This is a genomic window from Streptomyces canus (assembly GCF_041435015.1).
Taxonomy (GTDB): Bacteria; Actinomycetota; Actinomycetes; order Streptomycetales; family Streptomycetaceae; genus Streptomyces; species Streptomyces canus_G.
Window position 1 is genome coordinate 4,998,800 of the sequence record NZ_CP107989.1, and the last position, 24,018, is coordinate 5,022,817.

Genomic DNA, 24,018 nt, shown 5'->3' on the forward strand with positions numbered 1-24,018 from the left:
GCCCCAGGGCGTGGTCACGCCATCCAGAAGAAGACGGCCGTCATCCGCTTCTCCTCCAGTGTGCTGCCGGAGTAACCGGTCGCGCTGTGCACGAGGTTGGCGTTGTAGAGGAGCAGCCGGTTGTACCGGTGCGGCACGCGCACGTCCTCCTCGAAGGCGTCCGGCGCGACGAACCGGGTGCCGAGGGCCTCGACGAGGTTGTTGTGCGGGGCCTGCACCACGTTGCCGCCGAGCCGGCCGCCGGGCATGGCCTGCCGGTAGAAGCTGGTGCCGCAGTCCTTGGGGACGCCGGGGTTGAGATACAGCACGGCGGCGTATCGGCACAGCGCACGCGAGTCGGTGTGCGGCCGGGGCTCGCTCTCGCCCTCCCCCACGACCTGCACGCAGTTGTGGTTGAGGGTGCCCCCGCCGGGCGCCCGCTGCACCCACAGCTCCTTGACTCCGGTCGCCCGCTTCACCAGCCGCTCGACCCTCCCGAGTTCGGCGGGTTCGAGCCCCGGCATGGTCCGCAGTCCCGGCCAGGTCTCCGAGGTGTACGGATATCCCTTCACCCAGTCGTCCTTGGCGAGACAGCGTTCCCGTACGGCGTCGACGTCCGGGAGCACGTCGTCGATCACCCAGTAGTCGCGGCCCTTGGTGGGCTTGCGGTAGGGGAGGACGGGAAGCGGCCGCTGCGACCGCTGTGGCATGGACATGCGGCGAATCTAGGTCCGGGGCCCGTCAGGTCTCTCCCGCGATTTGCCCCGGACTTCCCCGTGAACCGGTCAACGGACGGTCAACCGGCGTCCGGGGTCTGTCCTGACGGTGCGTCTGTGAGCCCGGTCATCCTGCGAAGAGGTGATGAACAACTACGCCCCGGCGTGCGTACTCCTGTGCGTCCGACCCGCTTCTCGGCGGGCAACCCCTACCGGGCAGGAGGCACGGTGCCACTCTCGCGCAACGCGATGGGAACGCTGTTCGTGGGCGGAGCCCTCACTCTCACTTTGGGCGCTCTCGCGTACCCGTCCATGCTGGGTGTCAGCCAGGCTGCGACCGCACAGGACAGAATCATCGCCCAGACGCAGTGGGGCCCGCTGACCGAGCAGGACCGCGACTTCGTCGTCAAGGTGCGGGCGGCGGGCCTGTGGGAGTACCCGCTGGGACAGGTTGCCCTGCAGAAGGGCACCACCCCGGAGGTGAAGGAAGCCGGAAAGCATCTGATCGACGGACACGCGGCCCTGGACGCCGCCTGCCGCAAGATCGCCCCGATGCTCAACGTCACCATCCCGAACGTGGCGAGCCCGCAGCAGGTCGGCTTCGTGAACACGATCGAGTCGAGCAGCGGCCAGCAGTTCGACACGAACTTCGCCAACATCCTGCGCGTGACGCACGGTTCGATCTTCAACGCGATCTCGAAGATCCGCTCCACCACCAAGAACTCGCTGGTGCGGTCGCTGGCCGACATGGCCAACGACACGGTGCTCGACCACATGACGGTCATGGAGAAGACCGGCTTCGTCAACTTCGACCAGGCCCTCTTCATGCAGACCACTCCGCCGAAGCTGCCCAGCAGCGACCTCACTCCGCCGGCCCCGCAGCCCGGCGCGCCGATGGTCGTGCTCACCCCGCCGCCGAATCCGACGTCGACGCCGCTCGCGGTTCCCGGCGAGAACGCGAACGGCGCCACCCCGGCCGCGGGCGCGGGCGCGACCCCGACACCGACCGTGGGTTAGACCTAGCCGAGCCAGGCGGTCGTGTCGGGCCCCAGCAGCCCGTCCTCCAGCGGGCTGCTGCTGAGCAGTACCGCCCCCGCCGGGAGCGGGACGGCCCGGTCCGACAGATTGGTGACGCATCGCCAGCCCTCGTGCCGGACGAAGTCCAGCACGCCGGCCGGGGAGGCGTCCGCCCAGGTGAGGTCCTCCCCCTGAAGGAGCTTGCGGCGCAGGCGCAGGGCGGTGCGGTACAGCTCCAGCGTGGAGCCCTCGACACCGTCCTGGGCCTCCACGGCGTACCCGGCGAACCACTCCGGCTGCGGCAGCCAGGCACCGCCGGCTCCGAAGCCGTACGACGGACCGCTCGTCGTCCACGGCAGCGGCACCCGGCATCCGTCGCGCCCCTTGCGGACCCGGCCCGTCTGCTCCCAGATCGGGTCCTGGAGCACCTCGAAGGGCAGGTCGGCGACCTCGGGCAGACCGAGTTCCTCGCCTTGGTAGACGTACGACGATCCCGGCAGCGCGAGCATGAGCAGCGTGGCCGCGCGAGCGCGTCGCAGGCCCCGGTGTCCGTCGACGGCGGGCGCGTGGCCGCCGGACAGCAGCCAGGCGTTCTCGTCGGTGCCGGGCGGGAGGACGAGGCGGGAGGCGTGCCGTACGACGTCGTGGTTGGAGAGCACCCAGGTGGCCGAGGCGTGGGCCGCGCGGGCGGTGGTGAGGGAGTCGGTGATGACCTGGCGCAGCTCGCCGGCGTCCCAGGCGGTCTGGAGGTACTCGAAGTTGAAGGCCTGGCCGAGTTCGTCCGCGCGGGCGTACAGCGCGCGGCGCGGGCCCGGGACCCAGGCCTCGGCGACGGCCATGCGGGGCGGGGTGTAGGAGTCGAGGATCGCGCGCCAGTCGCGGTAGATCTCGTGGACCTCGTCGCGGTCCCAGTAGGGATGGCCGCCCGGCGGCAGGTGCCCCAGGGCCTCCTCCGCGACGCCGGGCAGGTCACCGAGGTCGCGCAACGGCTCGGTCAGGTCCTTGGCCAGCGCGTGCGCCACGTCCACGCGGAAGCCGTCGACCCCGCGGTCGGACCAGAAGCGCAGGGTGGTGCGGAAGTCCTCGCGGACCTCGTCGTGCGACCAGTTGAGGTCGGGCTGTTCGGGGGCGAACAGATGCAGGTACCACTGCCCGTCCGGCACCCGCCGCCAGGCGCTGCCGCCGAAGACGGACTGCCAGTCGGTGGGCGGGAGTTCGCCGTGCGCGCCGCGCCCGTCCCGGAACACGTACCGCTCGCGCGCCGCGGATCCGGGGCCGGCGGCGAGGGCCTCCTGGAACCAGACGTGCTGGTGGGAGGTGTGGTTGGGGACGAGGTCGACGATCACCTTCAGCCCGAGCCGGTGTGCTTCGGTGACCATCGCGTCGAAGTCGTCGAGCGTCCCGAGGCGCGGGTCGACGTCCCGGTAGTCGGCGACGTCATAGCCTCCGTCGGCGAGCTCGGAGGGGTAGAAGGGGCTCAGCCACAGGGCGTCGGCGCCGAGGGCGGCCAGGTGCGTGAGGCGCTCGGTGACGCCCCTGATGTCCCCGAGGCCGTCACCGTCGGCGTCGGCGAAACTGCGCGGATAGACCTGGTAGACGACGGCCTGCCGCCACCAGTCGGGATCCTTGCCGGAGAGGTCGGGCGTGGTGGTGCGGGCGGTCACGCGGGCTCCTCTGCAATGCGTCCGTGCGGGAAATAAAGGGGATATCTGCCCGCTCGCCGGAAACGTGAACCCGAGGTTATGCGGAGCGGATCATTCCCTGTGTGTCGAAATTGTGATGGCTCATGAACTGACCTTGCATCACCGCAGGTTGACAGCGTTCCACAAGGAGATCCACCATGTGCGGACAGTGTGGCGCATGTGACCAATGGGCCCAGTGTTTTCTGAGACCACTTACTCTCATCCTGACGGGATACGTATGTCCATAGCGAGACGTGTCACCCTGCGGCGGCTGCTGGGGACGGGCGCCGCGACGCTCGCCTTCTCCGCTGCTCTCGCCTCCGTCGCCTCGGCATCCGACTGCCCCGGCGGCAAGGGCTGGGAGGACGGCGGAAGCTACAAGCCGGGTACGGGCGCCGGCTCGAAGACCGAGACCGACCGCTGCGAGTTCTCCCTCGACGGCAAGAACTTCTTCGCCTCGGTCAAGGTCGACGACCTGAACCTGAAGCCGACCGACGACGGCAAGGTCCACGTCAAGGTCCGCGCGGCGGGCGACGCGTCCACCTGCACGGCCTCTCTCGCGTCCTACCGCGCGCACGGCCCGACGTTCGCCACCTCCGGCGAGCAGGTCTTCCACGACTTCGACACCGTGACCGTCAAGGCCGGCGCCGTCGACTCCCTCGACATCTCGATCCCGGACGTCGGCTGCTACGCGCAGATCGACCTCTACCGGGGCAACACGAAGTTCGACGGCAAGCTGGACGCCAAGGACGGCCTTCCGCACGGCGACCTCCCCAAGGGCCCGGACCACCCGGTCATCAAGGACAAGCTGATCGCGGCCTGGAACGGCGGCACGAAGGACTGCACGACCACGCAGACGACGCCTCCGGCGACCCCGCCTGCCTCGGAGAGCACTCCGCCGGCCTCGGAGTCGACCCCGCCTGCCTCGGAGTCCACCCCGCCGGCCTCCGAGAGCACGCCTCCCGCCTCGGAGACCCCGTCGACGTCCACCCCGACCCCGTCGGCCTCGGAGTCCACGACGACTCCGGGTGCGCCCACCCCCAACGGTGGCGGCGGCGACAACCTCGCCGAGACGGGCGCCAGCAGCAACACCCCGCTGATCGCGGGCGGTGCGGCGGTGCTGCTCGCGGGTGGCGCGGGCATCGTGCTCGCCACGCGTCGCCGTAAGGCCTCGCGCGCCTGACCCCTTTCCCACTGACCGGGCCGTCCCACCGTTCGCGGTGTGGGCGGCCCTTTCGGTTGTCCGCCGCGCTCAGTGAAGGGTGGGCCGGTAGACGAGCTCCTGGGTGTGACCGTCGAGCGTCCGGCTCTCCAGCAGCTCCAGATCGAAGTCGGCGGCACCCTGGAAGACCGGGTCGAGCCCGGTCCGGCCGGTGATGACGGGGAAGAGCGTGACCTGCACGCGGTCGACCAGACCGGCGGCCATCAGCGCCCGGTTCATCGCCAGGCTGCCGTGTGAACGCAACGGCACGTCGGACTCCTTCTTGAGCCGCGCCACGACATCGACGGCGTCGCCGCTCACGACGGTCGCGTCCGGCCAGTCGAGGGGGCCTTCCAGCGTCGTCGACACCACGGTCGTCGGCAGGTTCCTCATCCGGGTGACCCAGGGGTCACGCACGTCGGAATCCTCGGTGCTCTCGGCCAGCATCTGCGCGAACGCCCGGTAGGTGGTGGCCCCGAAGACCATCCGCTGCTCCTCGCAGTAGAGGGCGAGCCGGTGGTCGAGCAACTCGGGCCCCTGCTTGCCCCAGTAGCCGGTCCAGTCGCCGCCGGCGGCGGCGTAGCCGTCGAGGCTGGAAAAGACGTCGAAGGTGTAGGTGGCGCTCATGTCGTTCTCCGGCTTCTCGATGGGCTTGCGTCGTCCTGGTGGACCCGGCACCTCTCCGGAACTCATCGCCGTGGCCGCCATGGCCCAATAAATCGAACACATGATTGAATTCGGGCATGCGATCGTTCCCCGACGACCTCGCCCGGGCACAGCGGGAGTGGAGTGCCATCTACCACGAGCTCGCCGAGCGCCCCGGCCACACCGAGCTGCGCCGACGCCTGCACCAGCTGTCGGCCCAGGTCTTCTTCCATCCCCACTGGCAGCGAGGGCGCCCGCGCCCCGCCGAGTGGCGGGAACTGCGCGACCTGGGACGGTCGGGCATCGGGAACGCGAGCGAACGGTTCGAGCGATGACGGACCGACGTGCGGGACCGTACGCCCCGGACGATCCTGAGGACATGTCCGGACCGATCCGCGTGATCGTGCACCCCCCGTCCCCCACCGGCGGCCGCCGCGTACGCGTCGACGGCGAGATCCTCGGCCTGGCACACAACCTGACCGACGTCGCGGAGTTCCTCCGGCGGGCGGGCCTGGAGATCGACGCGGCGGAGGTGGCGCAGTCGCCGTGGATCGAGTGGAAGGGGGGCGGGCCCGAGCACTGGGGCCCGGAAACGGGCGGCTGACGGCTCAGAGAAAGCTGAGAGGTTGCTGTGCCAGGCTGGCGCGCCCGAGCCACGTACCTCGTGGCGGATCCGCTGGAGGATTTCCGATGGGCCTGGTCAACGGCCTCCCCGCGCACGTCCTGTTGGTGCACTTCGTCGTCGTACTCGTCCCCCTGACCGCGCTCGCTCTGACGGCCGGCGCGATCCTGCCGAGGGTGGCGCAGCGCATGGGTGTCGTGCTGCCGCTGCTCGCCCTGATCACGCTCGTGAGCGTGCCGCTCACCACGGGGGCCGGGGAGTGGCTGGAGGAACACGTCGGCGACGACGCGCTGGTGCGCCGCCACGCGGAACTGGGCGACGGCCTGCTGCCCTGGGCGCTGGGCCTGTTCGTGCTCTCGGCCGTCATCTGGTGGGCGGCCCGCCGTACGGCCGCGGCCGGACCGGCCGCCTCGGGCGGTACGCGCTGGTCGACCCTGCCGGTGCGGGCCGCGGCCGTGGTGCTGTCGCTCGTGGTGTCCGCGGGAGCCGTCGTGGACGTCTACCGCATAGGCGACTCGGGGGCCAAGGCCGCGTGGCACGGCGGCTTCTCCAAGACGGCGACCGGCACCGACGGCGACAGCCGCTGAACGGCCCCGCACGGGACCGTCGGCGGGGCTGCTCGCTCCGCCGCGGGGGGCTGCGCGGCGCGAGGTGACGCGCGCACGCTCCTGACGCCGGCCTCCGCCCGGTCGCGCCCCGCACGGCGACCGGGTCCGTGTCACCTCGCCCGCCGACACGGCCGACTGCGGGCGCCGGGCACGTGGACGGCGCACGGGCGGCCTGGCCGTGGTCGGCGCGGGCGACCACGCGATGCCGCGCCGGCACCGCCTCCGGCGACGACGGCCACGGCCGTCGTCGCCCGCCTGCTCGACCCCGATGGCACCCCCCGACCCGTTGCCCGGGGACAGCTACGGCGCCGGGGACTTCCCCGTGCTCCGACCACGGGCCCCCGCGAGTTCCGCCGCGAACTGCGCTCCCGTGAGCAGGGCCAGGTTCGACAGCCACAGCCAGATCAGGAAGACGACGACGCCGGCGAGCGAGCCGTAGAGCCGGCTGTAGGCGCCGAGCGTCGAGGCGTACGCCGAGAAGCAGGCGGAGACCGTCAGCCACAGGGCCGCGGCGAGCGCCCCGCCCGGCAGGCTGTGGCCGCGCCGGCGCGCCGGTGCCGGGCCGGTGCGGAACACGACCACGACCAGGAGCGCCACCAGGCACAGCAGCACGGGCCAGCGCAGCAGGCTCCACGCCCAGGAGGCGGTGCCGTCCACGCCCAGGGTGCGGCCCGCGGCCTGCGCGAGCGGGCCGGTCAGCAGCAGGGTGAGCGAGCCGACCAGGAGCAGCCCGAGCAGCAGGAGCGCGGTGAGCGCGATGCGGGGAGCCGTGCGCCAGGGCGAACGCCGGTCCTCGACGCGGTGCATGCGGTGCAGGGAGCGGCGGAAGACGGCGAGGTAGCTGGACGCCGACCACAGGGCACTGGCCGCACCGGCCGCCGGCAGGGGCCAGGCCGTGCGGCCGTTGCCGAGCGCGTGGGTCAGGACGGAGTGCAGGTCGGTACCGGACTCGGCGGGGGCGTACGCGGTGACGTGCCGGACGAACTCCTCCGCCGTGTCCGGGCTGATCATGCCGAACGCCAGGACGGTGGCGAGCATCGCCGGCAGCACCGCGAGGATCGCGTAGTACGTCAGCGCCGCCGCGTCGTCCGAGAGATCGTCGTTCCACAGCGACACCGGGGTGCGGCGCAGCGCGGGCCACCAGGCGGCGGGCGGCCGGGGCCACCGGCGTCGGGGCCGGCGGGCGGCGCCGGAGCAGGGTTCAGCGGACATACGGCACGCGGTGCGACACGGCACTCGGGCGGACCCGGGCGCGCACTTCGCAGGGCACCGCCGCCTGTTCGGCCTCCTCGGTCACCGCGCGCGGGCCGGGCAGGACGGCATCCGGGGGTGTGTCCGGTTCCCGCCGGACGCGCAGGCCGCCCTCCGGCCGCTGTCCCGGCCGGGTCAGCACGCGGACCCGGTTGCGGGCGACGCCGGGAAGGACGGACAAACGCGCCGTCAGTGCCTCGGCCGGCGCCCGCGGACGGACCCTGCGCACCGCCCGTTCCGAAACGGTGGTGGTGCCCCGCTGAGCGGCGGCGGTCATCGGCGGCTCCGTTCGAAGACGTCCCGTACGTCCTGGACGCCACCGCCGCGCTCGACCCACCGGCCCAGCGCCCAGCCCAGGCCGCCGAGCGCGGCCACCAGCAGGAAGGCGCCGAAGCCGCCGAAGAACCCCGCGAACGCCAGGGCCATGCCCGCGACCATCCCCGTGAACGGTGTGCTCATTCCCCTCCGCCTCTCACCCGGATCCACTCCTGTCTGCTTCCGCGCCGGGCCGCGTTCACTCCACCCGGGTCCCGGTCTGCTGCGAGGTGTCCTCCTTGTCCTCCTTGTCCTCCTCGTCCTCCGGCAGCCGGACGTCGTTGACCGTGACGTTGGCCTCGACGACCTCCAGGCCGGTGATGCGCTCCACCGCGGCGATGACGTTCTCCCGGACGTCCTGTGCCACGTCCATGACGGGTGCCCCGTACTCGACGACGAGGTCGAGATCGATGGCGGTCTGCCGCTCGCCGACCTCGACCTTCACGCCCCGTCCCACGTTGGGACGGCCACCGGGCACCCGGTCGCGTACGGCGCCGACGGTGCGGGACAGGCCACCGCCCATGTCGTACACACCCGGGATCTCCCGGGCGGCGATGCCGGCCACCTTCAGGACGACGATGTCGGCGATGGAGGTGCGGCCACGGTTCGCGGCCGGCTGGTCGATCCCGGCCCTGCCGTCGGACACGGACGTGGTGGCCCGGGACGTCTCACCGTTACGAGGGGTGGACATGTCCTTGGCGACGGGTGCGGTCTGTGTGGTCATGTCGTGCTTCCCTTCTGCCGTGCTGCTCGGTTGCTCTCTCCTTCCTTGGACCCGCCCCGGCCGGCTCTGTGACGCGCTGGTCCGCGACCGCTTCGGCTGCGGATATCCGGTTCACCGCTTTTTCCACGCGCCCGCTGCGTCCATGGGACGCCCTGGTTGCGAAGTCCTCCGTAACGGGGAGGACGCAGCCGTGTCCAACCCTCGGAAGACCGGACGAGAGGAGCCGCCCAGTGGCGGGGGCCCGCACACAGAGCGCACCACCGGACACCCGGGCCGACACCGACGACGCCCTCCTGGCGGTCCGGGCCGCGGAGGGGGACGAGGCCGCCTTCGCCGTGCTCGTGCAGCGGCACGCCCCGGCGCTGCTCCGGCTCGCCACGAGTCTGCTCGGGACCGCGGCCGAGGCGGAGGACGCCGTACAGGACGCCTTCCTCAGCGCCTGGCGCAGGCTTCCCGAGTTCCAGGGGCGCGCCGCCTTCGGCACCTGGATGTACCGGATCGTCACCAACCGCTGCCTGAACGTCCTGCGGGCCCGCAGACCCGTGGCCCCGCTGGAGGCGGCGGGCGAGGTTCCCGCGGCCGAACACACCGTCTCCCCGGCCCGTATCACCGAGGGCCGCGACGCGGTGCGCGAACTGCGGGACGCGCTGGACCTGTTGTCGGCGGAACAGCGCGCCTGCTGGGTCCTGCGGGAACTGGACGGCCGGTCCTACGAGTTCGTCGCGGACGCGGTCGGCATCAGCCAGGAGGCCGTCCGCGCCCGTGTCTTCCGCGCACGCCGTTGTCTGACACAAGCACTGGGGGCCTGGCGATGACCGTCCACACCGACCCGCCGAACCGGGCGTCCGGCCACGGCGCCGACGACGAAGTCCTGCCGTGTGGACGGCTGTTGTCGAGAACCTGGGAGGACTGGGAGCAACGGCCCGACGACGCGCACCTGCGGTCCTGCCCGTACTGCCGGGACGCCGTGCGCGAACTCGACCGGCTGGAGTCCGCCGTGCGCGACCTGCGCACGGAGGGGGTGGGCGGCTCCTTGTACGACGCCGAGCCGCTGACCCGGCGGATCATGGACGTGGTCCGTATGGAACTGCGTCCCGGCCGTCCCCTGCCCCTCGGCGAGCCCGCCGAGGACCTGTGGATCATGGAGGCGGTCGCGGCCCGCACCCTGCGTGCGGCGGCCGAGACGGTCGCCGGCGTCCGGGCCGGATCCTGCCGTCTCCTCGATGCCGGTACGGACGACGCCGGTACGGACGGCGTCGTCGAAGGGGTCGGCGTCCGCCTCGACATCCACGCCCCGGACGGCGCCCCGCTGCCGGAACTCGCCGCACAGGTGCGGGAACGGGTGTGGGAGGCCGCCGACCGTGAGCTGGGTCTGGTCGTCGCGGTGGTGGACATCCGTGTCACCGACCTGGTCCCCGCGGGAACCGAGCACGGTCAGGAGGGCCGTACACGATGACCTTCGACACTGCGGACACCGCGGATCCCGCGCACGCGGCCCTCGTGGAGCAGGCCGCCGCGGCCGCGGCGGGCGTGAGCGGCGTGGCCTTCCTCCGGCCGGGCCTGGCCGACCGGCTGCGCTCCGTCCGGCACCGGGCCACGAACGGCAACAACAGCAACAGCGGAAGGCCCGCCGGGGTGCGGATGACCCGCCCGGACGCCGACAGCCCCTGGCACGTGGAGATCCATGTCGTCGCCCTCCGGGAGGCCAGGACGGTGGACGTGGCCCGCGCCGTGCGGGTCACCGTCGCACGCCGGCTGGGGGCCCTGTCGCCCCCGCAGCCCGCGCCGCGGATCACCGTGACGGTCACGGGCCTCGTCTGAGCACCCGGTGGCGGTTTCGACGGTGACGCCCCTGCCCGCCGCGCCGTCGACACCCCTGCCACTGCTGTGACCCAGGTCTCACCAGGCGGCCCTGCTGTCTCCGTACCTCCACCGGCTCAGGACACCTGCGCCAACAGCACCCGCACCGCCTCGTCCACCACCCGGTACCGCACCACGCGCCCCTCCTTCTCCCCCGCCACCACCCCGGCCGCCCGCAGCAGCCGTAGCGCCTGCGACACGGCGGGGTCGTTCATTCCCGTCGCGATCGCGAGGTCGGAGACCGCCAGCGGGCCGGTCCGGTGCAGGGCGAGCAGGAGGGAGAGGCGGTTCGGGTCGGCCAGGAGGGCGAAGCGGTCGGACCAGGTGCGGACGTGTCCCGGGTCGCCGATCGCGGCGATGGCGTCGCACACCCGGTGTCCGTCGATGGTGCGGCGGTCGGCTCGGTCGGCCGGGACGAGGTGCATGGGCCACATCCTCGCAGGCAGCCTTGTGTGATCTTCCATACCTGCGCAGGTGTGCAGCTATGCAGGAGACCCCGCCCCCGCCTACGGTGGGCGGGCCGTGGTGCTCGGGAAGCCGGTGACGACCCCTCAAAGGTCCATGCCGGTGCGGCCCTCGCCACTGTGATCGGGGAGTTTCCCTCCCACGTCCCTCGCGGGACAGCCACTGGCCGTCACCATCGGGCCGGGAAGGCGGGCAGGGAAACGCACGACCCGTAAGCCAGGAGACCGGCCACGGCAGCTCACGCGTTCATCCACGAGGTGCTGGAGTGACCACCGTATGACCGATCCTGCGCTGCCCGAGACCGCCGCCGCCTCCTTCCGCTGGCGACGCGAGGACACCGTCAAGACGGTCGGTCTGATGGCCGCGATAGCCGCTCTGCACGTCGTCGCCTTCGGCATCCTCTTTCTGCTGGTCGTCCCGGAGCACTACGAGGTGGGCGACAAGGCCTTCGGCATCGGACTCGGCATCACCGCCTACACCCTCGGTATGCGGCACGCCTTCGACGCCGACCACATCGCCGCGATCGACAACACCACGCGCAAGCTGATGGCGGACGGCAAGCGGCCGGTGTCCGGGGGGTTCTGGTTCGCGCTCGGGCACTCCAGTGTCGTGGTCGTGCTCGCCGCGCTGATCGCCGGCGGCACCCAGCTGGCCGGCAAGGTCATGAACGAGGGGTCACGCACCCACCAGGTGCTCGGATTTCTCGGTACGACGGTCTCCGGGTCGTTCCTCTATCTCATCGCCGCTCTCAACCTGGTCGCCCTGATGGGCATCCTGAAGGTCTTCCGGGCGATGCGGGAGGGGACGTACGACGAGAAGCAGCTGGAGCAGCATCTCGACTCGCGCGGCTTCATGAACCGGATTCTCGGGCGGCTCACCAAGTCCATCACCCGGCCGGGGCAGATGTATCCGCTGGGCTTCCTGTTCGGGCTCGGCTTCGACACGGCCACGGAAGTGACCCTGATGGTGATGGCCGGGTCGGGCGCGGCCGCGGGTCTTCCCTGGTACGCCATCCTCTGTCTGCCGCTGCTCTTCGCCGCCGGCATGAGCCTGTTCGACACCCTCGACGGCACGTTCATGAACTTCGCCTACCAGTGGGCCTTCTCCAACCCCGTCCGCAAGGTCTTCTACAACCTCGCCATCACCGGGCTGTCCATCGCGGTCGCCTTCTTCATCGGCACGATCGAGCTCGTCGGCGTCCTGCACGACAAGTTCGACCTCACCGACGCCCTCACCACCTGGATCGCCGACATCGATCTCGACAACGTCGGTTACGTCATCGTCGGCCTGTTCGTGGTGGTGTGGGCGGCGGCGATCGCCTACTGGCGGCTCGCGAAGGTGGAGCAGCGGTGGGGCGTCAGCAGTTCTTGAGGGACCCGGGTGGTCAGGCCCCCTCCACCGCCGTCAGCCACAGCTTCACGTACCGCTCCACGTCGACGCCCAACCCCACGTCCACGAGGGTCACTTCACGTTCGCCCTCGTGGATCTCGGACTCGCCGGGACGGCGGCGGCGGTCGACGACGGTCTGGCCGCGGGTCGGGCCCGGGGCCAGGCTCACCTCCACCGGCAGGAGTTCGGTGGTCAGGCCGTCCGGGTCGACGACCGCGCAGACCGCGCCCGCGTCGCCGAGGCCGCCGGTGGGGGTGGGATCGCCGGTAGCGGCCGGGTCGCGGTGGGCGAGGAGTTCCCCGGCCATGCGAAGGGACGGCTCCGAACTAGCCCGCAGCCGCTCGACGTCGGCGGCGGGGACGACGACCCGCTCGAACACGTCCAAGCCGTACATCGTGATCGGCACCCCAGCGGTGAGCAGCACGGCGGCCGCCTCGGGATCGTGCCAGACGTTGAACTCCGCGACGGGCGTGGCGTTCCCGGTCGCCACCGCGCCGCCCATGAACACGATCCGCTCGATGTTCCGCACCACGTCCGGGTGCGTACGAAGGAGCAGCGCGATGTTGGTGAGCGGCGCGGTCGGGATCAGCGTGACCGGGCGGGGCGAGGCGAGGATCTCCCGCCTGAGCAGGGTCACCGCGTCCACGTCCACCGCCACCCGGGTCGGCGCGGGCAGCCCCAGGTCACCCATGCCGTCGAGGCCGTGCACGTGCTGCGCGGTGCGCACGGGCTCGATCAGCGGCCGTGCGGCACCCCGGGCGACGGGGATGTCCCCGGCCCCGGCCTGCTCCAGGACGGTCAGCGTGTTGCGGACGACGCCGTCGACGTCGGTGTTCCCGGCGACACAGGTGACCGCGCGCAGGTCGATGCCCGGATGCCGTACGGCGAACAACAGGGCCAGGGCGTCGTCGACGCCGGTGTCGCAGTCGATGATCACCGGGATGGGCTGACCGGTCACGGCGGGGGTCCTTTCGTCACTGGCGTACGTCACTGGCGTACGGAACCGACCTTACGCAGCCGCCCAGAGTTCGGTCCCGCGATCACCGGCCCGGGCACCGATCCGCCCCAGCAGCTCGTCGACCGGCACGGCTCCTGGTCTACGGCCGTCCCGCAGTCGTACGGCCGCACAGCCGGCGCCGGCCTCCCGCTCCCCGATCACCGCCTGGTACGGCACGAGGCGCGCGGCGCGGACGCGGGCACCGAGGGTGCCGTGGCCGGGGCCCGAGAGTTCGGCCCGGATACCGCGCGCTTCGGCCCGCCGTACGACGTCATGAGCCCGTTCCTCCTGGGCGTCGCCCACCGGCAGAACCACCAGCTGTACGGGGGCGAGCCACACGGGGAAGGCGCCACCGTGCGCCTCGATGAGATGCGCGACCAGCCGCTCCACACTCCCGATGATGCTGCGGTGGACCATCACCGGGCGGTGTTTGCCGCCGTCGGGGCCGATGTAGTGGAGGTCGAAGCGTTCGGGCTGGTGGAAGTCGATCTGGACGGTGGAGAGGGTGGACTCCCGTCCGGCCGGGTCGGTGATCTGCACGTCGATCTTGGGGCCGTAGAAGGCGGCCTCGCCTTCGGCGGACTCGTACTCGACGCCGTCCAGGACCTCTTCGAGGAGGTCGGTGGCGCGGCGCCAGAGCGCGGGGTCCGCGACGTACTTGCCGGAGTCTCCCGGGAGGGACAGACGGAACCTGGACGCTCGGATGCCGAGGTCGTCGTAGGCGCGCCGGATGAGTTCGAGGGCGGCGCGGGCCTCCTCGACCGCCTGTTCCAGGGTGCAGAAGATGTGGGCGTCGTTGAGCTGGATGGAGCGGACGCGGGTGAGACCGCCGAGGACGCCCGACAGTTCGGAGCGGTACATGCCACCCAACTCGGCGATCCTGAGGGGCAGTTCACGGTAACTGTGGGACCGTGACCGATAGATGAGCGCGTGGTGCGGGCAGAGGCTGGGCCGCAGCACCACCTCCTCGCCGCCCAGCCGCATCGGCGGGAACATGTCGTCGCCGTAGTGCGACCAGTGCCCGGAGATCTCGTACAGCTCCCGCTTCCCGAGCACCGGCGAGTACACATGCCGGTACCCGGCGGCCCGCTCCGCCTCCCTGACGTACTCCTCCAGGACATGCCGTACGACGGCCCCGTCGGGCAGCCAGTACGGCAGCCCCGCGCCCATCAGCGGATCGGTGTCGAACAGCTCGAGCTCACGACCGAGTCGGCGGTGGTCGTGCATGGGGTTCATGGGGTTCATGGGGTTCTCCCTCGCGGTGGGGGGCGAGGAACCGACGGGAACGACAAAGCCCCGGGGCACTCGCCCCGGGGCTTCGGACTGCGTCAGCTGTCAGCGCACCGGGACCTGCTCCGGCGTCGTCGTGATCGACGGGATGGCGATGGCTTGAGCACGCTGCATGGGGTGAGGGTAGGGGAGGGGTGGGGGTGGGGCGAAGGGTTTTTTTGGTGCGGTGGGGTGGGGTGACCTGTGCGGAGCTGCCCGCGTCTGCTGCGGTTGTCCGGAGTGGGTCAGGTCAGTGCCCGGTACTCGGGGGACGGATCGGCCAGTTCGGGATGCTCGACGGGGTAACGCTCCCCGTGGATCCGACTCATCGCCCAGTGCCAGGCCTCGTCGTGGAAGACGAGCCCGCGGTGCGGGTGGCCGGCGGGTTCATAGGGGTAGCAGCGCAGTGCCGCCGCCCGGGACGCGGGCAGGGACATGCCGCCGTGGTGACGCATGACCCAGGCGTAGGCGCGGCGCTCGGCCTGGAGGAGGTCGAGGTATTCGGCTTCGGTCCAGGTCATGGGGGGGGGCTGGTCAGGCGTGGGCGTGGTGCAGGGAGCGTATGAAGGTGGTCCAGGTGTCGGGGACGACCTGGAGTATCGGTCCGTGGGGGGTCTTGGAGTCGCGGACGGCGATGGTGCCGGGGCGGTTGCGGGCGACTTCGACGCACTCGCCGTTGCCGCTGCTGTGGCTGGACTTGGCGAACTCGAAGGGCGGCACGGTCACAGCTCCTTGCGGATGCGTTCGATCAACTCGACGGAATCGTGAAGAGCGAGTCCGTTCCTTGCGATCCGCTCGAACTTGGTGTTGTGCCGTGCGGCGTCCGCCTCGCTCTCCAGCCACAGCGTAGACGAGGTCGTATCCATGTAGACCACGTCCATCGCGCCGGGTTCGGCGAAGGAGACGACGCTGAAGGCGCTGGTCATGCCGGGGTGCGAGCCCGCGAGGAACGGGACCACCTGAAGCTTGACGTTGGGGAGCCGGGACGCCTCGACCAAGTGCTCCAGTTGGGTCCGCATGACCTCGCGGCCGCCGACCAGTTGACGCAGCGCCCCCTCACCGACAACGGTCCACAGGCCGAGCGGGCTGCTGTCCGTCAGCCGCCCCTGCCGGGCGACCTTCGCCTCCACGAACCGCTCGATCTCACTTGGCTCGTCCCAGTCGGCGTTGCCGATCGCCAGCGCCCTGGCGTAGTCCGGCGTCTGCAGCAAGCCCGGTACGAAGGCCCCTTGCCAGGTGCGGATGCTGGTCGCGATGTCCTCCAGGGCGACGTACTCCACCAGGGAACGCAGCTCGGGGTACTGGTTCCACCACCCCTTGGCCTTGCGGCGCTCCCGGTCGGTCCTGGCGAGGCTCAACAACCGCTCCACGGCCTTCGGGTCGGTCACCCCGTACAGCTCGCAAAGGATCTTGATGTCGGGATCGCGGAACGGCACCCACCCGCGCTCCATCTTGGCCACCTTGGCGGCCGTCGCCGACAGTGCCTCAGCAGCCTGCGGCTGGGTCAGGCCGGCCCGGTCCCGCAGCCTCAGCAGTTCACCGCCCAACTTGCGCGCGAGGACGGTGGATACGCGGGTTCCGCGCGTGAACTGGCCTGTGGACACCTCGGGTCACCTCCTGATCGTGGCAAGTGTGCGGTTCACCGGAACCACAGCACAAGCGAAACTGGAGACATATTTCCCCGAGACCGCTTGCGCAAGCGGCGAGCACATCACTACCGTCAGTACTCGATCGCCCACACAGTGAAACCAGTTGGCGGAAGAGCACCGTGCTGCCCGCACGGCGGAGCCACCCCAACTCCCCCCACTCCCCGGAGGCTCCTGTGACCGACTCCTGCCCTCCCGGCCCGCCCAAGTCGTACGACCGCCACGACGAGGTCAGCTACACCCCGTACCCGCGCAGCATCCCCCTCGCCCGCAGACGCGTGGCCGGGCTCGCGGTCGACTGGGGCCATCCGGCCCTCGCCGGCGACGCAGCCCTGTTGGCGAGCGAGTTGTGCACGAACGCCCTGCTGCACGGCTGCCTACGAGACCGCCTCTTCCGCGTCGAAACGACCCTCACCGACACCGCCCTCCGCATCGCGGTGACCGACCCGAGGGGCGAACGCCTCCCCGGGGCCCGGCCACCCCAGCCTGACGACCAGTTCGGACGGGGGCTGCTCATCGTCCGCGTGCTGGCGGGTCGTTGGGCGGTGGAGAGGCTCACGGTCGGCAAGACGGTGTGGGCGGAACTGGATCTCCCCGAAGACGCGCGATGCGCAGCCACAGGGATCCGCAGGTGATCGCGTTGCCGGTGACGGACCACCGCGGCATGGGGCACCGCGGCCAGGAGGCGGAGAACGTCAGGGACGTGCTCAGCGCGATCGCGCACCGAGTCGTGGTCCACGACAAGCGCGCCGTCGGGCAGAGCATTACCGAATATCCGCCGAGGGGAACACCGCTGCTGACGCGGACGACCACGATGCGCTTGGCTCCCCTCCGTCGTAGCCGCCAGCGGCTCGATCAGTTGAAGGGACTGCTTCGCCGGGCTTAGCCCTGTGGGCGGTTGGGCACCTCACCCCCATGCGACCGCACTGGAAGCGCGCAGGACTAGCTATCGGTCTCGTTCTGCTGTTGTCCGGTTACGTCATCCTGCTATGGCAGGGTCCCTGGTGGTTGGACGGTCGACACCTGAGAACAGACAACTTGCAGCCAGCAGACGGCGTTGTAGTTACAGGCGTCCGCACAGCTTTGGTGGCCCTCGGGGCAGGAGCAGTCGCAGCAGCAGGTCTCTACTACACCGATCGCAGCTTGCGGCACACCCGAGATCGGGACCGCGAGCAAGCCGAGTTATCGCGAGAAGCGCAGGTGACTGACCGCTATGTGGAGGCCATCAAGCTCTTGGCTTCGGATCGGACTGTCGAGCGCCTGGGCGGCATTTACGCTCTAGAACGCATCATGCGTGACTCGCCCAAGGACCACCTGACGGTCGTCGAGGTTCTCGCCTCGTTCATCAGGGAGCACACACTGATGGCTACAGACGAAGAAGAGCCGCTCCAAACAGACCACCATCCGACCGAGCCCGTTCAGGCAGCATTGACCGTGCTGGGGCGTCGACCCATAGCGCACGAGCCTTTCCGCATCGACTTGCGTGGGACGGACCTAAGAGGCGCTGACCTTAAGCAGGCTCGATTGGACCGCGTTCGTCTGGGCAGCGCGAGACTGGACGGCTCGGATTTGACTGAAGCCCGACTAGAGGTTGTCCCGTATGGGGCGTGAGCTATCCGGTGAGGGCCAGGTTGTGGAGCCGGGCGATGCCGAGCATGGCCTGGTGAACGCCGTTGCCCTTGAGGCGGCAGTCCCGAAGGATCTTCCAGTTCTTCAGCCGGGACAGGGCGTGTTCGACTCGTGCCCGTGCCCGGCGGTGGACGGCGTTCTCTGCTTCCTGTTGCGGGCTGAGGTGTCTCTGGCCTCGTCGCCTGCGGTGCGGGATGAGAAGGCCAGTGCCCTGGTAGCCACCGTCGGCGATGGTCGGGGCACCGCGGCAGACCCGGTCCACACCGGACTCGGTGAACGCCCGGCAGTCGTTGCGACTGCCGGGCAGCGGCAAGCCGATCGCCACCACCAGGCGGCTGTTGGCGTCGATGACGACCTGCAGATTCGTCGAGTACCGATAGTTCTTGCTGGACGCGGCGACGCTGCGGTCCCGGGTAGGCACCAAGGTGCCGTCGACGATGTAGACAGTGTCCCTGCGCGGACGTCGGGCCGGCGCGATGGCCAACAGCGGTGCCAGGTGATCGAGGATACGGTCGGCCGCGGACTTCGAGACCCCGAACAACGGTGCCACCTGCCGCAACGTCAGGTTCGTGCGCCAGTACGTCGCCACCAGCAACACCCGGTCCTCCAGCGGCAACCGCCAGGGACGGCCCCGCTGAACGTCACCCCCGCGACGCCGCACCGACGCCACCAGCCTGGCGAACTGCACCTCGCTCAACCCGGAGAACGGCTCGATCCACTTCGGATCATCAGCTGAAATCACCCCACCCATACCCAGCCAACGCACCAACCACCCCACCGGTTACGGGACAACCTCTAGAAGACGCATGGTTGCAAGAGACCCGGCTGGAAGGTGTCTGGCTGGACCGTGCATACCTGAGCGCGGCGAATCTGCGCGCTGCCAACCTGCGGGGAGCAAGTCTCGTAGATGCCAATCTGGCGCAAGCCAAGCTGATAGGGACAGATCTCTCGACAGCGCACGGTTGTACAGCTGAGCAAATCCAAGCAGCTGCGGTACTGGAGGGTCTGGTGCAGCTTTGGGTGACAGGTTCGGTCACGCGGCCTGGAGAGCCGGTGTGGTCATGACGCTCTCGAATTCGACGGGGGTCAGCCGGCCGAGCGAGGCTTGTCTGCGGCGCCGGTGGTAGGTCCTCTCGATCCAGGTCACGATCGCAATCCGCAGTTCCTCGCGGGTGGCCCACGATCGACGGTCGAGGACGTTCTTCTGCAGCAGGCTGAAGAAGGACTCCATGGCCGCGTTGTCGCCTGCCGCCCCGACCCTCCCTATCGAACCGACGATCCGGTGACGATCGAGCGCCCGGACGAACTTCCGTGACCGGAACTGCGACCCGCGATCGCTGTGCAGAATGCACCCGTCGACGTGTCCACGCCGGGCGACAGCGTTGTTGAGGGCTGTGACGGCCAGGCGGGACTTCATCCGCGTGTCCATCGAGTAGCCGACGATCCTTTTGCTGAAGACATCCTTGATCGCACAGAGATACAACTTGCCTTCGCCGGTGGCGTGTTCGGTGATGTCGGCGAGCCACAGCCGGTTCGGGCCAACCGCGGTGAAGTCACGGCGGACCAGGTCGTCGTGCACCGGCGGGCCGGCCTTCTTGGCCTTGCCGCGCTTCTTGCCGAACACGCTCCACCAGCGGTTGTCCCGGCAGATTCGCCACGCGGTCCGGTCCGCCATCACGGCCCCGGCACCGCGCGCTTCGTCTGCCAGGAAGCGGTAGCCGAACTCCGGGTCGTCACGGTGCGCGTCGAACAGCGCGTTCGCGCGGTACGCCTCCTCCAGCATGGCATCGGTCACCGGCTGGTCCAGCCAGCGGTAGTAGGGCTGCCTGGCGAGCTTCAGCACCCGGCACGCAACCGTGACGGGCACCCCGTCCCCGGCCAGCTCCTTCACGAGCGGGTAGATCCTTTTCCCGGCAGATGCGCCTGTGACAGATAGGCCGCGGCCCGCCGCAGAACCTCGTTCTCCTGCTCCAGCAGCTTGATCCGCCGACGAGCTTCCCGAAGCTCTGCGCTCTCCTGGCCGGTCGTTCCGGGCTTGGTTCCGTCGTCGATGTCCGCGCGACGCATCCACTTCCACAACGTCATCGGATGGACTCCGAAGTCGGTGGCCACCTGCTCGACCGTCACACCCGGACCGCGGTTCCTCGCGACCCGCACAACGTCCTGGCGGAACTCCTCCGGATAAGGCTTGGGCACAGCGACATCCTTCCCACCCGCCCCACAGGGCAAGCCAGTTCAGATGTCACCCGATCGTGCGGCAGACCCCACCTCACCTCCGAGAGAAGCAACATGAGCGCGAGCCATCTCAGAAGCTGTTGTCTTTTCGGGCGTGATCGGTGCGTTTCCGCTGGTCGGGGATAGCAGTGGTGATTCCGTGGGAGTCGTGGCCTGTCGGGTCGTCGCTCCCCGGGAGGTCACGAATGCCGTCCGTCGTCGGACTGCTGGAACAGCACGAGGTCGCCGCTCGCCGTCGAGTCGACGGGCTGCGGGAGGAGGCCGACCGCATCCAGGCCGAACTGGCCGCGGCCGAGCAGGAATGGCAGGAGTGGGCGATTGCCCGCAGGCGGGTCGACACGGTGCTGGCTCCGGACGGCGGCAACACCGCCGGCACAGAGGTCACTGAGGAAGCGCGGGATGCGGACGCGCCGCCGGAACCCCGGGACGCGGCGAAGCCGAAGTCGCAGGTTCCGGTGTGGCGCCAGGGGCTGGCCTGGTCGGTGCTGTCGGTCGACTACCAGCGCATCCTCACGACGCTCGCAGACCGGGACCGGCTCCATCAAGGGCCGCTGACCTGCCAGGAGATGGCCCAAGCGTTCGGCATGGACGTGGTGCCGGCACGAGTGGAGGCACTGCGGTCGAAGGCGAAACGCCTGGTCGCGCGGGGCTGGCTGGCCGAGCGGCAGCCGGGCCGGTTCACCCTCGCGGCAGGCGTGACCGGGCCAGGCGGCGCGTCATGAGCAGGGTCATCGACCAGTAGACCATCGCCTCGGCGCTGGCCGTGCGCCGCTCGAAGTCGCGCACCAGACGGCGGCTTCGCATCAGGTGGGCGAAGAACCGCTCGACGATCCACCGCTTGGGCAGCACCACGAAGCCGCGCATGTCGTCGCTGCGTTTCACGATCGCCAGGACCAGCGCGAGCGTGGCCAGGCAGTGCTCGACCAGGCTGCCGGTGTAGCCGCCGTCGGCCCAGACCAGTTCCAGCCGGTGGTGCACGTCGGCGACCTGCCCAAGCAGGCCCTGGGCGGCGATGCGGTCACCGGTGTCCGCGGCGGTGACCATCACACCCAACAGCAGGCCGAGCGTGTCGACCACGACATGCCGCTTGCGCCCGTTGACCAGCTTGCCGCCGTCGAAGCCCCGGCTGTCCGCGCCGACCACCGCGTCCGCTTTGACGGACTGCGAGTCGATCACCGCGGCCGTCGGCTCCGCATCCCGCCCCAGTTCCTCGCGGGCCCTCGCGCGCAACCGGTCGTGGAACTCCTTGACCAGAGCGTTGTCCCGCCAGCGGCGGAAGAATGCGTAGACGCGGTCCCACGGAGGGAAGTCGGCGGGCATCGCCCGCCACTTGATCCCGTTGTCCACGAGATACCGGATCGCATCGAGCATCGCCCGGTGGCAGTACCCCTCCGGCCGGCCTCCCCGGCCGCGCATCCAGCCCGGCACCGGCAGCAGCGGGCAGACCGCGGCCCACTCTCCGTCCGTCATGTCGGTCGGGTAGCGAGGCTGCCGCTTCCCGTTGTCGGCGGCGTTTCCGAACCGGTGAGCCAGGCAGTCACACTCCCAGGTGACCGCGCTGGACTGCCCGGCCATCGGCACGCAAGACTGCTGCACCAGGGCCTCCTGCTGCTCGGTGATTCGACACCAACGAGCTGTTCAGGAGGCCCTGTTCGTATGCGCCCAGCGTCCCGCGACCACCCGATCGGGACTCCCGTTCGACGCGCATCCCTCAAGATCGAAAAGACAACAGTTTCTCAGGCATGCTCATGCCTAGGGACATAAGGAAACGTCAGATGTTCGTGCGAAGAAGCATGGCCACACGTCGCCGCTTGCTACCGGCGGCAGCAATGGCGGTTACGGTCGGGGCGACCGGGCTGGCCGGAGCAGCGCCTGCGGCGGCGGCCTTGGAGACCCAGGTCAACTGCACTGCCAACCCCGGTGCCCTGCAGCCGGCGATCGACGCTGCATCGCCGGGCGACACCCTTCGAGTGAGGGGGACCTGCACCGGCCCCTTCACCATCGACAAGGTCCTGACCCTGCGGGGGAACGGTCAGGCGGTGCTCGACGGCAACTCCGCCGGACTTCCCGCCGTGACGATCGGCGACCTGGGCGGGAGTCAAGCCCATGTCACCCTGGACCACCTGACCATCACCCACGGCAACGCCGGCGTCGGTGGCGGCATCCGCAACAATCCCTCCGCCACAGTGACACTGATCAACTCCACAGTGGAAGGCAACACCGCCCAATACGGCGGTGGGATCTACACCTACGGCACGGTGCACCTGATCCGCTCCACGGTGAGGAACAACACGGGCGGTGCCGGCGGCGGCATCATGAGCGACACCACCGTCGTGGTGACACTGGACAACTCCACTGTGGAGCGCAACAGCGCGGGCGGCGGCGGCGGCCTCTACATCCGAGCCGGCAGCACGGCGACGCTGACCCACTCCACAGTGAGGGACAACACCGCCCAGGTCGGCGGCGGCATCACCAGCGAAGGCACCGTCACACTGAACCTTGTCCATTCCACGGTGAGAGGCAACACCGCGTCGGACCGAGGCGGCGGCATCGACAACGGCGGCACGGCGACGCTGACTCACTCCACGGTCGAGCGCAACACCTCACAGGGCGGCCCCGGCAGCGGCGGCGGCATCAACCAACAAAGTCCCAGCGCCACGGTGACGCTGAGCCAGTCCCAGGTCCGTAACAACACCCCGGACAACTGCGCACCATCCGGCAGCGTCCCAGGCTGCGTCGGCTGAACGCGCCGGGTCGGCACCACGGTGCTGCCCGGGGGCGTACCCCGGTCAGCACCGTCGATCCGTAGGGAGGAACCACGGTTCAGCTTCACATCGCCCTACGAACGCCCGTGGCCCCGTATGAGCTGTAGGTCAAGAACGCCAGCCGGGCAGCAGAGCGGCGGCTGCTGTGAGTGCTTCACTGCGTGACAGCACCGACGCACAGTCGCAGACGAGTACGGACGTCTGCGGACCATCAGCACAGGTGGAAGGCACACCACCCCAAGGCCCAGCCACCACCCAAGTTGCTTCGGGACGAAGCAGTCGCTCGGTCGAGGCATGAGTGCTCGCGATGGGGACCCAGCTCGTCCAAAACCCACTCACACCGAGGCTTCTGGCGCTGGCATGCTGGCAAGTCCGAGTATCGGACCGCAGCCCCAGGGGGACAGCTTGATCGTGAACCGGCGTATCGGCAGCGAACAGCCTGATGAGTACGACGAGCTAGAACGGCACCTCACCCAGAAGCTCAACGTCCCGCTCGACTGGCCCGAAGATAGCGGCCTCACTGTCAGCCACGTTGCCAAAATCGCCGCTGCTGCAACCTGTGACACCGCGTACAGCCAAGCTGCCAACGGTCACTTGATCGACCTGTTCGCGGCGCTTCCGTTGCCGGGAACCACAGAAGGGAAGGACTTCTGGGAGCGCATCCGCGACACCGGAGGCAGCGCAGCCTGGAACATCCATCCTGCCAACATGGGCGGGCCCTTCTTCGACCGTATCCATGACGGCAACGAGAGCGGCATCGCCTCCCGCGTCCTGAGCTTCCTGGAGGAGCTGACGCCAGCTCAGCGCACGGCTGTGGCAGAAGCCATCGGCTCAGTCCTCGACAACGGCACCATTGGCGTCAGTGGTCGCTACGGGGGCGAGATGTGGCTACGGGACGCAGAGATGAGCGCATGGCGCGTCGCGCTGGCCAGTCGGCGGGAGCTCGAAACGGCACAGGACCGTGAGCGATTCTTCGAAGCATGGCGCCGCGCCTGACCGCCTG

General features: G+C 69.9%; 31 protein-coding genes and 1 riboswitch. Of the genes, 15 read left to right on the forward strand and 16 right to left on the reverse strand.

All coding sequences use genetic code 11. The features are described 5' to 3' along the window. Positions 1-14: 14 nt before the first annotated feature. Positions 15-695, reverse strand: coding sequence for a DUF6445 family protein (locus tag OG841_RS22690; protein ID WP_371566724.1), 681 nt, complete (start codon positions 693-695; stop codon positions 15-17). A 249-nt stretch (positions 696-944) separates the two neighbouring features. Between OG841_RS22690 and OG841_RS22695 the strand changes: the two genes are divergently transcribed. Next, positions 945-1,712, forward strand: coding sequence for a DUF4142 domain-containing protein (locus OG841_RS22695; protein WP_328643595.1), 768 nt, complete (start codon positions 945-947; stop codon positions 1,710-1,712). Between the two features lie 2 nt (positions 1,713-1,714). On the opposite strand, the gene OG841_RS22700 is transcribed toward OG841_RS22695, so the two are convergent. Then, positions 1,715-3,376, reverse strand: coding sequence for a glycoside hydrolase family 13 protein (locus tag OG841_RS22700; protein WP_371566726.1), 1,662 nt, complete (start codon positions 3,374-3,376; stop codon positions 1,715-1,717). A 256-nt stretch (positions 3,377-3,632) separates the two neighbouring features. Between OG841_RS22700 and OG841_RS22705 the strand changes: the two genes are divergently transcribed. Then, entirely contained in the window at positions 3,633-4,577 is a 945-nt protein-coding gene (locus tag OG841_RS22705) for an LAETG motif-containing sortase-dependent surface protein (protein WP_328639827.1), read from the forward strand. Between the two features lie 69 nt (positions 4,578-4,646). Here OG841_RS22705 and OG841_RS22710 read toward each other — a convergent pair whose 3' ends face one another. Further along, on the reverse strand, positions 4,647-5,222 hold the full coding sequence (locus OG841_RS22710) for a dihydrofolate reductase family protein (protein WP_365116634.1): 576 nt from the start codon (positions 5,220-5,222) through the stop codon (positions 4,647-4,649). A 116-nt stretch (positions 5,223-5,338) separates the two neighbouring features. Here OG841_RS22710 and OG841_RS22715 point away from each other — a divergent pair, with 116 nt between their 5' ends. The 3 genes from OG841_RS22715 (at position 5,339) to OG841_RS22725 (ending at position 6,449) form a co-directional block, all read left to right on the forward strand. Beyond that, positions 5,339-5,575 carry a hypothetical protein gene (locus OG841_RS22715; RefSeq protein ID WP_365116632.1) on the forward strand — a complete coding sequence of 79 codons (237 nt, stop codon included), beginning with the start codon at positions 5,339-5,341 and terminating at the stop codon, positions 5,573-5,575. Positions 5,576-5,619: 44 nt separating this feature from the next. After that, the gene (locus tag OG841_RS22720) at positions 5,620-5,844 is read left to right on the forward strand and encodes a hypothetical protein (protein ID WP_328639824.1); all 225 of its coding nucleotides are present in this window, start codon (positions 5,620-5,622) and stop codon (positions 5,842-5,844) included. Between the two features lie 86 nt (positions 5,845-5,930). Next, positions 5,931-6,449: a DUF2231 domain-containing protein gene (locus tag OG841_RS22725; protein WP_365116629.1), complete on the forward strand. Its 519-nt coding sequence runs from the start codon at positions 5,931-5,933 to the stop codon at positions 6,447-6,449. A 321-nt stretch (positions 6,450-6,770) separates the two neighbouring features. Here the strand turns inward: OG841_RS22725 and OG841_RS22730 are convergent, their stop codons facing one another. From OG841_RS22730 to OG841_RS22745, 4 genes are read right to left on the reverse strand one after another with little or no spacing between them, the layout of a single operon-like run. Further along, positions 6,771-7,682, reverse strand: coding sequence for a YihY/virulence factor BrkB family protein (locus OG841_RS22730; RefSeq protein ID WP_328639822.1), 912 nt, complete (start codon positions 7,680-7,682; stop codon positions 6,771-6,773). After that, positions 7,672-7,998, reverse strand: coding sequence for a hypothetical protein (locus tag OG841_RS22735; protein ID WP_371566731.1), 327 nt, complete (start codon positions 7,996-7,998; stop codon positions 7,672-7,674). The genes OG841_RS22730 and OG841_RS22735 overlap by 11 nt, the downstream gene beginning before the upstream one ends. Continuing rightward, positions 7,995-8,180, reverse strand: a complete 186-nt coding sequence (locus tag OG841_RS22740) for a hypothetical protein (RefSeq protein WP_328639820.1) — start codon at positions 8,178-8,180, stop codon at positions 7,995-7,997. Before OG841_RS22740 ends, OG841_RS22735 begins: the two co-directional genes overlap by 4 nt. A 55-nt stretch (positions 8,181-8,235) precedes the next feature. Further along, complete coding sequence (locus tag OG841_RS22745; protein ID WP_371566733.1) at positions 8,236-8,760, reverse strand: Asp23/Gls24 family envelope stress response protein; 525 nt, start codon at positions 8,758-8,760, stop codon at positions 8,236-8,238. Positions 8,761-8,990: 230 nt separating this feature from the next. On the opposite strand from OG841_RS22745, the gene OG841_RS22750 reads away from it, so the two are divergent. Genes OG841_RS22750 through OG841_RS22760 form a run of 3 tightly spaced genes read left to right on the forward strand, consistent with a single transcriptional unit; the run spans position 8,991 to position 10,581 of the window. Then, entirely contained in the window at positions 8,991-9,575 is a 585-nt protein-coding gene (locus OG841_RS22750) for an RNA polymerase sigma factor (RefSeq protein WP_328639818.1), read from the forward strand. After that, entirely contained in the window at positions 9,572-10,216 is a 645-nt protein-coding gene (locus OG841_RS22755) for an Asp23/Gls24 family envelope stress response protein (RefSeq protein WP_365116621.1), read from the forward strand. The genes OG841_RS22750 and OG841_RS22755 overlap by 4 nt, the downstream gene beginning before the upstream one ends. Beyond that, positions 10,213-10,581 (forward strand): hypothetical protein, encoded by a 369-nt coding sequence (locus OG841_RS22760; protein WP_365116618.1) that lies wholly within the window; start codon positions 10,213-10,215, stop codon positions 10,579-10,581. Before OG841_RS22755 ends, OG841_RS22760 begins: the two co-directional genes overlap by 4 nt. 116 nt (positions 10,582-10,697) lie before the next feature. On the opposite strand, the gene OG841_RS22765 is transcribed toward OG841_RS22760, so the two are convergent. Beyond that, entirely contained in the window at positions 10,698-11,045 is a 348-nt protein-coding gene (locus OG841_RS22765) for an ArsR/SmtB family transcription factor (protein WP_328639815.1), read from the reverse strand. 81 nt (positions 11,046-11,126) lie between these two features. Next, a riboswitch (cobalamin riboswitch) is annotated at positions 11,127-11,332 on the forward strand. 29 nt (positions 11,333-11,361) lie between these two features. On the opposite strand from OG841_RS22765, the gene OG841_RS22770 reads away from it, so the two are divergent. After that, a complete protein-coding gene (locus OG841_RS22770; protein ID WP_328639814.1) occupies positions 11,362-12,456 on the forward strand; it encodes a HoxN/HupN/NixA family nickel/cobalt transporter in 1,095 nt (364 codons plus the stop codon). A gap of 13 nt (positions 12,457-12,469) precedes the next feature. Here the strand turns inward: OG841_RS22770 and OG841_RS22775 are convergent, their stop codons facing one another. The 5 genes from OG841_RS22775 to OG841_RS22795 form a co-directional block, all read right to left on the reverse strand. Next, a complete protein-coding gene (locus OG841_RS22775; RefSeq protein WP_326666617.1) occupies positions 12,470-13,432 on the reverse strand; it encodes a nucleoside hydrolase in 963 nt (320 codons plus the stop codon). Between the two features lie 51 nt (positions 13,433-13,483). Next, positions 13,484-14,698: a threonine--tRNA ligase gene (gene thrS, locus OG841_RS22780; protein WP_328643594.1), complete on the reverse strand. Its 1,215-nt coding sequence runs from the start codon at positions 14,696-14,698 to the stop codon at positions 13,484-13,486. A gap of 287 nt (positions 14,699-14,985) precedes the next feature. Next, complete coding sequence (locus tag OG841_RS22785) at positions 14,986-15,261, reverse strand: hypothetical protein (RefSeq protein ID WP_328639813.1); 276 nt, start codon at positions 15,259-15,261, stop codon at positions 14,986-14,988. A gap of 13 nt (positions 15,262-15,274) precedes the next feature. Next, positions 15,275-15,460, reverse strand: a complete 186-nt coding sequence (locus tag OG841_RS22790; protein WP_328643593.1) for a DUF397 domain-containing protein — start codon at positions 15,458-15,460, stop codon at positions 15,275-15,277. A 2-nt stretch (positions 15,461-15,462) separates the two neighbouring features. After that, positions 15,463-16,344, reverse strand: a complete 882-nt coding sequence (locus OG841_RS22795) for a helix-turn-helix domain-containing protein (protein WP_328639812.1) — start codon at positions 16,342-16,344, stop codon at positions 15,463-15,465. 218 nt (positions 16,345-16,562) lie between these two features. Between OG841_RS22795 and OG841_RS22800 the strand changes: the two genes are divergently transcribed. Further along, a complete protein-coding gene (locus OG841_RS22800; RefSeq protein WP_328639811.1) occupies positions 16,563-17,021 on the forward strand; it encodes an ATP-binding protein in 459 nt (152 codons plus the stop codon). A gap of 565 nt (positions 17,022-17,586) precedes the next feature. Beyond that, positions 17,587-17,997 (forward strand): pentapeptide repeat-containing protein, encoded by a 411-nt coding sequence (locus tag OG841_RS22805; protein WP_328639810.1) that lies wholly within the window; start codon positions 17,587-17,589, stop codon positions 17,995-17,997. 1 nt (position 17,998) lies between these two features. On the opposite strand, the gene OG841_RS22810 is transcribed toward OG841_RS22805, so the two are convergent. Then, positions 17,999-18,766, reverse strand: a complete 768-nt coding sequence (locus tag OG841_RS22810) for a transposase (protein ID WP_328639809.1) — start codon at positions 18,764-18,766, stop codon at positions 17,999-18,001. Positions 18,767-18,825: 59 nt separating this feature from the next. Here OG841_RS22810 and OG841_RS22815 point away from each other — a divergent pair, with 59 nt between their 5' ends. Beyond that, complete coding sequence (locus tag OG841_RS22815) at positions 18,826-19,080, forward strand: pentapeptide repeat-containing protein (protein WP_371566739.1); 255 nt, start codon at positions 18,826-18,828, stop codon at positions 19,078-19,080. On the opposite strand, the gene OG841_RS22820 is transcribed toward OG841_RS22815, so the two are convergent. Next, positions 19,049-20,211 (reverse strand): IS3 family transposase gene (locus OG841_RS22820; RefSeq protein ID WP_328637499.1). Its coding sequence is split into 2 segments (ribosomal slippage): positions 19,049-19,924 and positions 19,927-20,211, totalling 1,161 coding nucleotides; the frame shifts between segments, so codons are not numbered across the junction. The two genes, OG841_RS22815 and OG841_RS22820, sit on opposite strands and share 32 nt — an antisense overlap. A 224-nt stretch (positions 20,212-20,435) precedes the next feature. Here OG841_RS22820 and OG841_RS22825 point away from each other — a divergent pair. Then, positions 20,436-20,972, forward strand: coding sequence for a hypothetical protein (locus OG841_RS22825; protein ID WP_328635796.1), 537 nt, complete (start codon positions 20,436-20,438; stop codon positions 20,970-20,972). Here the strand turns inward: OG841_RS22825 and OG841_RS22830 are convergent. Then, the gene (locus OG841_RS22830) at positions 20,929-21,846 is read right to left on the reverse strand and encodes an IS5 family transposase (RefSeq protein WP_328635795.1); all 918 of its coding nucleotides are present in this window, start codon (positions 21,844-21,846) and stop codon (positions 20,929-20,931) included. The genes OG841_RS22825 and OG841_RS22830 overlap by 44 nt on opposite strands. A 233-nt stretch (positions 21,847-22,079) precedes the next feature. Between OG841_RS22830 and OG841_RS22835 the strand changes: the two genes are divergently transcribed. Together OG841_RS22835 and OG841_RS22840 are read left to right on the forward strand one after the other, a co-directional pair. Next, positions 22,080-22,994, forward strand: a complete 915-nt coding sequence (locus tag OG841_RS22835; RefSeq protein WP_328639803.1) for a hypothetical protein — start codon at positions 22,080-22,082, stop codon at positions 22,992-22,994. 432 nt (positions 22,995-23,426) lie between these two features. Next, positions 23,427-24,011 (forward strand): hypothetical protein, encoded by a 585-nt coding sequence (locus tag OG841_RS22840; RefSeq protein WP_328639802.1) that lies wholly within the window; start codon positions 23,427-23,429, stop codon positions 24,009-24,011. The last annotated feature ends 7 nt before the right edge of the window (positions 24,012-24,018 follow it).